Here is a 7414-nt window from a genome sequence, read left to right on the forward strand (position 1 = left end):
AGGGCACGGTTGTCGACCGCCCCGGCCCAGGCCGGCCGGGCCTCGCCGGAAGCGGTGCGACCGATAGTGACGCGGTGTCCGTCCACCGTTCCGCCGGCGCCCCGGCCGGGTTCCTCGGTGACGTCGGCCGGAACCGACAGATCCAGCTTGCGTTCCCGGGCGGTGGCGACGATCGCCCGGGCGAGCACGTGGGGCGAGTACTGGTCGACCGATGCGGCCAGGCGGAGCACTTCCGAGGGTGTCCGGCCGGGCGCGGCGGTGACATCGACGACACGGGGACGGCCGCGGGTGAGGGTGCCGGTCTTGTCCAGCAGCAGCGTGCGGGCCCGGCCGAGATTCTCCAGCGCGCCACCGTCCCTGATGACCACTCCCAGGCGTGAGGCACGGGAGAGGCCGGAGACGATGGCGACCGGCGCGGCGAGCAGCAGCGGACAGGGAGTGGCGACGACCAGGACCGCGACCGCCCGGACCGCGGAACCACTGATCAGCCAGGCCAGCCCCGCGACGGCGAGGGACAGTGGCAGGAACCAGGCCGCGTACCGGTCGGCCAGCCGCACGACGGGCGCGTTCTCCGCGCCCGCCTGCTGGGCCAGCCGCACGATCCCGGCGTACGTGCTGTCCCGCTCGGCCGCGGTCGCGCACAGTTCGAAGGCGCCCCCGGCGTTCACGACGCCGCTGCGCACCCCGGTGCCTCGGGGCCGTTCGACGTGCAGGGGCTCGCCGGTGAGCACGGATTCGTCGAGGACGGCCGCAGAGCTCTCCACGGTGCCGTCGACGGGGACCACCTCGCCGGGGCCGACCACGAGCAGGTCGCCGACGGCGATCTCGGAAAGCGGCACGGAGCGCACCCCGTCCTCCGTACGGCGACGCGCCGAGCGCGGGGCATGTTCCAGCAGGGCACGCAGGTCGTGGGAGGCGCGCCTCCGGGCGGCTGCCTCCAGGGTGCGTCCGGTGGCGAGCATCAGCCCGATCAGGGCACCGGCCAGGTATTCGCCGACGGCCAGGGTGCCCCCGAGAGCCAGCACGGCGATCACGTCCACGCCGGCATGCCCGCGCCGCAGCGCCGACCACACCCACGCCACCGCGGGCACGACCGCGGACACGGTGCCCAGGCCCCACAGAAGGTCGGCGAGACCGCCGGCACCGACGAGCCATGCGATGCCGCCGGCGGTCACCGCCGCCGTCGTGACGACCAGAAGAGCGGGCTCCAGCGAGGCCGCCGATGCAAGGCGGCCCAGCCGAGCTTTGCGGATGGAGGGATTCATGGCTTACCTCGGTCCGTCCGAAGCGGTGACCGTCCAGGCCCCCCACCATGACATCGCGGCTCACGTGCCGGCGGCAGGGGACGAACGGCCCTGATCGAGAGCAGCCCGGCCATTCGTCAGCACGACGAGGGCCGACCGGCCCAAGCGGATGCCACCGCTCTGGTCAAAGATGAAGAAGATGAACCCGCAGGGCATCGCCAAGGAGGAACGGTCATGAAGGGCTTCGTTTTTCACGGCACCGGGAAGGCCGCCTGGGAGGAGGTCCCGGACCCGGGCATCAAGGACCCCACCGACGCGATCGTCCGAGTCGACGCCGTCACCATCTGCGGCACGGATCTGCACATCCTCAAGGGCGACGTGCCGGAGGTGCCCTCCGGGACGGTGCTGGGTCACGAAGCGGTCGGCGAGATAGTCGAGACCGGCAGCGACGTGCGCACCGTACGACCGGGGGACCGGGTCCTCGTCTCCTGCATCACCGCCTGCGGCCGCTGCCGCTTCTGCAGGCAAGCCGCATACGGCCAGTGCCAGGGCGGCGGAGGCTGGATCCTCGGTCACCTGATCGACGGCACGCAGGCGGAGTACGTCCGTGTGCCCTACGCCGACCTCTCCGTGCATCCGCTGCCGGGCGTGCTGACGAGCCAGGACGCCGTCCTGTTCGCCGACATCTTCCCGACCGCCTACGAGGTGGGCGTGATGAACGGTGCCGTACGGCCCGGTGACACGGTCGCGGTCGTCGGGGCCGGGCCCATCGGACTCGCCGCGATCCTCACCGCCAAGCTCTACTCACCCGAGCGGATCATCGCCGTGGACCTCGCCGACTCCCGGCTCGAGGCCGCCAGGCGGCTCGGCGCCGACGCCGTCGCCCCCGTCCGCGACGACCCGGAGCAACTGGTCTCCGACCTCACTGACGGCCTGGGTGCCGACGTGGTCATCGAGGCCGTGGGAGTGCCGGAGAGCTTCGAGATGTGCACGCGCATGGTGCGGCCCGGCGGACACGTGGCCAACGTCGGTGTTCATGGCAAGCCCGCGACCCTGCACCTCGAAGAACTGTGGATCAAGAACGTGACCATCACGACCGGGCTGGTCGACACATCGTCGACGCCCACCCTGCTGAGGATGGCGGCCTCCGGCCGCGTGCCGACCGCGCCGCTGGTGACCCACACTTTCTCCCTGGACCAGATGGAGGAGGCCTACGAGGTCTTCGCGCACGCCGCCGACACCGGCGCGCTCAAGATCGTGCTCGGCGAGCCACCCCACGACGAGTTGGCCATTCCGGCGGCGTGACCGTGGGGCTGTGTGAGGTGGCGCGTGCAGCAGCGGACGTCGCCCGTCACCATTCTGTGCGCAGGCCCTCCGTGCGGGCGCGCGTGAGTTCCAGCAGGCAGCCGCGCAGCACCGCGAGATGCGCACCAGCGTGCCGGACGTGCCGAGGTGGTCCTGGAGACCGACGGCCGTGAGATCAGGCTCTCGGCCACCGACGACGGTGTGGGGGCATCCCGCCCGGTGGGCGCCGCAGCGGCACGCGCAACATGGCGGAACGGGCGGAGCAGCTGAACGGGACGGCGGAGGTGACCAGCCAGGGGCGGCGGAGGGTGTCCCCGGTGTGGTGCGTGCCGGTCAAGCAGCCCTGAGCCGAACCGGTCCGGTAGGGCCGGGCGGTGCGTCCTCGGGGTCCGCCCGGCCCGGTGCCCTGCGTGGTCGGCCGTCCAGGCCGGGGTACGAAAGAGCAGCTCGCCGGGACGCGCAACCGCACCTTGTGGCTGTGCCTGGTCGGCGTCCTCCCGGTCCAGGTGATCGCCGCTCACCTGCCCTGGGCCCGCTCGGTCTTCGGCACGGTCCCGCTGAGCGCCGGTCAGTGGGCTGTCTGCCTCGGGACCGCGCCCACCGTGTCCGTCGGGGAACTGGCTGTGTGCGGGGCACGGTCGGCAGCGCGGCGATGGGACCGACCGGACACCGTCGGGGACCAGTGGCCCCCGCGCGGCGAGCGCTCCCCAGCAGGACACTGAAGTCGGCAGCCGGATCAGGAGGTGGACAGCATGTCCCGCACCATCATGGTCGGCCTCGACGGTTCGTCCGAGAGCCGGGCCGCTGCCGAGTGGGCGGCTCGTGAGGCCACGCTGCGTTGTCTCCCCGTGCGGTTGGTTCATGTCTGGGAGCCTGTCCCCGATCCGCTGGCCCAGGCTCCGCTGCTCGGGCCCGAGACCCTGCAGCACTGGAGCGAACAGATCCCCCGCGAGACCGCGGAGGGGCTCCGGTCGCGTCACCCAGGGGTGGACGTGACCACGGCGCACGTGGAAGGCCGTCCCGCCGACGCCTTGGTCGGCGCGGCCGAGGACGCCGACCTGCTGGTCCTCGGCTCCCGCGGCATGAGCGGGATCGGTGGGTTCATGGTCGGATCCGTCGGCCAGGCCGTCGTCGCCCGTACGGACGTGCCGGTGGTGCTGGTGCGGGCCGGGAGCAGGTCACCGACGAGCACGGCATGGACCCGGCCGGCATACCGTCGGCGGCGACTCCGTTCCGCCCGGTCCTGCTGGGCCTGGACACCCGCAGTACCGACAACACGGTCATCGTGTTCGCGTTCGAGGAGGCGGCCCGTCGCGACACGTCCCTGCGTGTCGTGCACGGCTGGAACCCGCCGCCGTACAACATCCACGGTCTTTCCGACGGCGTCAGCCTCTACGACGAGCTGATCCGGAAGCACGCGGAGGAGCTCACCGACGTACTGCGTCCCTGGCGGCACAAGTACCCGGCTGTCGAGGTGTCCGAGGAGGCGCGTGCCGGCAGCGCCGCGAGCGAACTCGCCGAAGCCTCCCGCGAGGCCTCCCTGGTCGTCGTGGGCCGGCGGATCCGGCGCAGCCCGTTCGGCGCGCACATAGGTTCCGTCACGCATGCGGTGCTGCACCACGCCACGGTGCCCGTCGTGGTCGTGGCACACGAGTGACCAGCGAGGGAGGAAGTCCCCGACCGCGGCGACCGTGGTGCAGGCGCGCCGCGTGGTCGGGGACGTAGCTTTGCAGGTCGCGCCGCGGGGGCTGGTAGCCGGTCGAGGGCGGCCGGTCCGGCAGCCGCAGCACCGGTGGGGCACCCCCGTGATTCGGCACGGAGTCCAGTTGGTGGGCGATCATGTCCAGCCGGGCGCGGCGCTCGTCGTGGGGCGCGGCAGCGCGCCGATCCCCGGTGGGGGAGCTCAGCGGCCGGAGCAGCTGCCGTTCGGCGGGGGTCAGACCTCCGGGCCTTCGAGGTCCCGGGCCACCATGGCCGCCCAGCGGCTGATCTGCTCGAAGTCGCGGTAGTCTCCGCCCTTTCCCGAGTTGACGATCATCCGTGCGATGCGCCCTTTGACCTCGCCCTCCAGACGTCCCCCGAAGGTGATGTGACCCCGCGCGTCCACACGATCTGCCACCCGTCGCACTCCGGGGGCCGGTGGGATGTCCCGCTCGGACGCCGAGGGATCCAGCGGCCCGCTGCTGAACAGCCACACCGGCCGATGGGTCAGGGCCTTGCGGTGTCGTCGTGCGAAGCGGCGGGCGTCGCGCTGCCAGTGGCCCGCATACAGTCCGCCACCGAGGACCACGGCGCCGTAGGGCGCGAGGTCGGTGGCGTCGGCTGCGGGCAGCACGTCCACGGCGAGCCCTTCCTTGGCCAGGACTTCCCCGATGCGCTCGGCGATCTCGGCCGTCGATCCGTTGGTGGACCCGTAGGCCACCAGCACCTTCCCCTTCATGACTGTTGCACCTCCTCACAGCCTGCGCAGCCAGTTGCCGGTGATCGCCTCCGGGGGCGGCTCATCGGGTTGGCGCCAGGAGTCGTCGAAGCGGTGGGTGAGGTGGTCGACGACCGCGACCACGCCGTCCGTCTGGCGGCACATCTCCACCGCCATGGCGCACTCGCTGCGCCGCTCCAGCTGCCCGGTGAGCGTGACCACGCCCTCGTGGACGTCCACATCGACGGAATAGGGGGCGAGCCACAGGGCTCGGACCAGGACCTCGTTGCGGACGCTCGAGCGGATCTCCGAATCGGGACGCAGGAAGACCTGGAGAAGATCGCGGCGGGTGACAATGCCGACGAGCCGCTCCTCGTCGTCGACGATCGGGAGTCGTTCGACACGGTGGCGTGCCATGACGCGGGCCGCCTCGGCGACGGTCGCGTCGCTGTGGACCGTGATGGCCGGGCTGGACATGAGCCGGCCGGCCGTACGCGCCCGTGCCTTGGTACGACGAGCGCGCGATCCAGGCGTCCACCCAAGCCAGTGGAATCGACGATGTGGCTCGGGCGGACCGGGAGCTTCGGCCTGCCTCGTCATCAAGTCCGTCTCGGAGATCACGCCGAGGACCTTCTCGTCGTCATCCACCACCGGCAGGCCGCTGATCCGGTGCTCGGCGAGCAGCCGGGCCACCTCCTTGAACGGCGTGCCGTACTCGGCGCGGACGACGTCGGACGTCATCAGGGCACCGACCTTGCTGTGTTTCATGGCGTCCCGCCTTCCTTCCGTGCTGCGCGCTTTCATCGGAGGCGGCGCAGATAGGGATCGTGTGTAGGGCGTGGCAGCAGCCGGATCCGGGCGTCGAGGGCGGTGACGCGCTCGGGAAGGGCGAGCACCGGATTGAAATCGGCCTCCGCCAATTGCGGCAGGTCACTCGCCATCCGCGACAGCCGCAGCAGAAGCTGCTCCAGCCCCGCGAGATCGACCGGGCCGGTGCCGTCACGCCCGAGAAGGAGGGGTGCGCAGCGCGGCGCGGTGATCAGATCGTGCACGTCCTGGTCGGTGAGCGGGGCCAGCCGGGCCGCATGGTCAGCCAGAACCTCGGTCGCCGTACCGCCGAGCCCGAACAGGACCAGCGGCCCGAACACCTCGTCCTGGACCACACCGGCGAACAACTCGATGCCGCGCGGGGCGAGCGGCTGGACCACGGCCCCCGTCATGAGGTGACCGAAGCGGACATCGAAGTCCCGGAAGGCCGCGCGCACCTGTGCGTCACCGCGCAGATCCAGGTGGATCGCGTGCCGGGCGGTCTTGTGCACGAGCCCTGGCCAGTGGGCCTTGAGCACCACGTCTCCGTCCGGCCCCTTGAGCCGGTCGGCGGCCCACACCGCCTCGTCCTCGGTCTCCACCCAGGCCCACGGCGACTGGGGGATGCCGTAGCAGTCGAGAAGCTCGGCGCAGGTGCGCGGGTCGAGCCAGGCTCCGTCGGGATGTCTTGTGAGGAACCGGTCGGCCACGGCCCGGCCGCGTGCGGTGTCGATGCCCTCCAGAGCCGGGACCGTGCCCGGCGGACGGGCCAGCCAACGGGCGCGCTCGGCGGCATGGGCGAGTGCGCGGGCCGCCGCCTGCGGATCGGCGTACGCCGGCACCCGGCCGGTGTCCGAGGGCAGCAGCCGCACCGGGACGTCCTGGTCCAGGAGGACGGCGGCCATGGTGCGGGAGCGGCGTTCCGGGGCGTGGGTCAGGGCCTTGACCAGGACGTCGCCGGTCGCGGCGGCGACGGCGGTGGGCACCAGTGTGACGAGTACCGCGTCGATGCCGTCGTGGGCCGCGAGCCGGTCCAGACAGGCACGCAACTGCTCCTCGGTGACCGCCGCCGTCGCGTCGACGGGGTTGGCGGTGCTCGCGCCCCGCGGCAGCACGGCCAGCAGGTCCTCGACCAGTCCCGGTGGCAGCGCGGGCAGGGCCAGCCCGGCCTCCGCGCAGGCGTCTGCGGTCAGCACGCCGGCACCACCCGCGTTGGTCACCACGACGACCCGGCTTGCTGCGGGCAGCGGCTGGGAGTGCAACAGGGCGGCCGTCTCCAGCAGTTCGGGGATCGTGCGGGTGGCGGTGATCCCGGCCTGGGCGAAGAGCGCGCGCCGGGTCATGGTCGTCGTGGCGGCCGCCGCGGTGTGCGAGGCGGCGGCACGACGCCCCGCGTCGGTACGCCCGGCGTCGACGGTCAGGATGGGCATGCGGCGGGTGACACGGCGCGCGGTGCGGGAGAAGGCACGCGGATTGCCGAACGACTCCAGGTGCAGCAGCGCCAGGTCGCTGCGCCCGTCGGACTCCCACCACTGGAGCATGTCGTTACCGCTGCCTGCCGCCAGGAGGCGGAGGGCCGGTGCCGTCCCTTGCCGAAGATCCTCACGATTCCCGCCTGCCAGTTCCGTGCGGTGGGCTG

At 72.2% G+C, this 7414-nt stretch carries 6 protein-coding genes and 3 pseudogenes; 4 read left to right on the forward strand and 5 right to left on the reverse strand.

The features are described 5' to 3' along the window. Positions 1 to 1265, reverse strand: a 1265-nt coding sequence (locus tag ABZ281_RS29595) for an HAD-IC family P-type ATPase (protein WP_356660378.1), incomplete at its 3' end; no start/stop codon positions are given. Between the two features lie 213 nt (positions 1266 to 1478). On the opposite strand from ABZ281_RS29595, the gene ABZ281_RS29600 reads away from it, so the two are divergent. The 4 genes and pseudogenes from ABZ281_RS29600 to ABZ281_RS29615 all read left to right on the forward strand — a co-directional run bounded on the left by ABZ281_RS29600 (position 1479) and on the right by ABZ281_RS29615 (position 4206). Continuing rightward, entirely contained in the window at positions 1479 to 2549 is a 1071-nt protein-coding gene (locus ABZ281_RS29600; protein WP_356660380.1) for a zinc-dependent alcohol dehydrogenase family protein, read from the forward strand. A 120-nt stretch (positions 2550 to 2669) separates the two neighbouring features. Then, a pseudogene (locus ABZ281_RS29605) lies at positions 2670 to 2896 on the forward strand (histidine kinase); the annotation flags it as partial. 63 nt (positions 2897 to 2959) lie between these two features. Then, positions 2960 to 3271: a cation-translocating P-type ATPase C-terminal domain-containing protein gene (locus tag ABZ281_RS29610; protein WP_356660382.1), complete on the forward strand. Its 312-nt coding sequence runs from the start codon at positions 2960 to 2962 to the stop codon at positions 3269 to 3271. Between the two features lie 30 nt (positions 3272 to 3301). Further along, positions 3302 to 4206: pseudogene (locus tag ABZ281_RS29615) on the forward strand (universal stress protein). Positions 4207 to 4246: 40 nt separating this feature from the next. Here ABZ281_RS29615 and ABZ281_RS29620 read toward each other — a convergent pair. The 4 genes and pseudogenes from ABZ281_RS29620 to ABZ281_RS29635 all read right to left on the reverse strand — a co-directional run. Beyond that, positions 4247 to 4414, reverse strand: a pseudogene (locus tag ABZ281_RS29620) (polyphosphate kinase 2); the annotation flags it as partial. Positions 4415 to 4485: 71 nt separating this feature from the next. Continuing rightward, positions 4486 to 4989: a flavodoxin domain-containing protein gene (locus ABZ281_RS29625; protein ID WP_356660384.1), complete on the reverse strand. Its 504-nt coding sequence runs from the start codon at positions 4987 to 4989 to the stop codon at positions 4486 to 4488. A gap of 15 nt (positions 4990 to 5004) precedes the next feature. Then, the gene (locus ABZ281_RS29630; protein WP_356660386.1) at positions 5005 to 5736 is read right to left on the reverse strand and encodes a CBS domain-containing protein; all 732 of its coding nucleotides are present in this window, start codon (positions 5734 to 5736) and stop codon (positions 5005 to 5007) included. Positions 5737 to 5768: 32 nt separating this feature from the next. Continuing rightward, the coding region (locus ABZ281_RS29635) for an acetate--CoA ligase family protein (RefSeq protein ID WP_356660388.1) at positions 5769 to 7414 on the reverse strand (1646 nt) is incomplete at its 5' end.

The sequence above is a fragment of the Streptomyces sp. NPDC006265 genome (assembly GCF_040613555.1).
GTDB lineage: Bacteria > Actinomycetota > Actinomycetes > Streptomycetales > Streptomycetaceae > Streptomyces.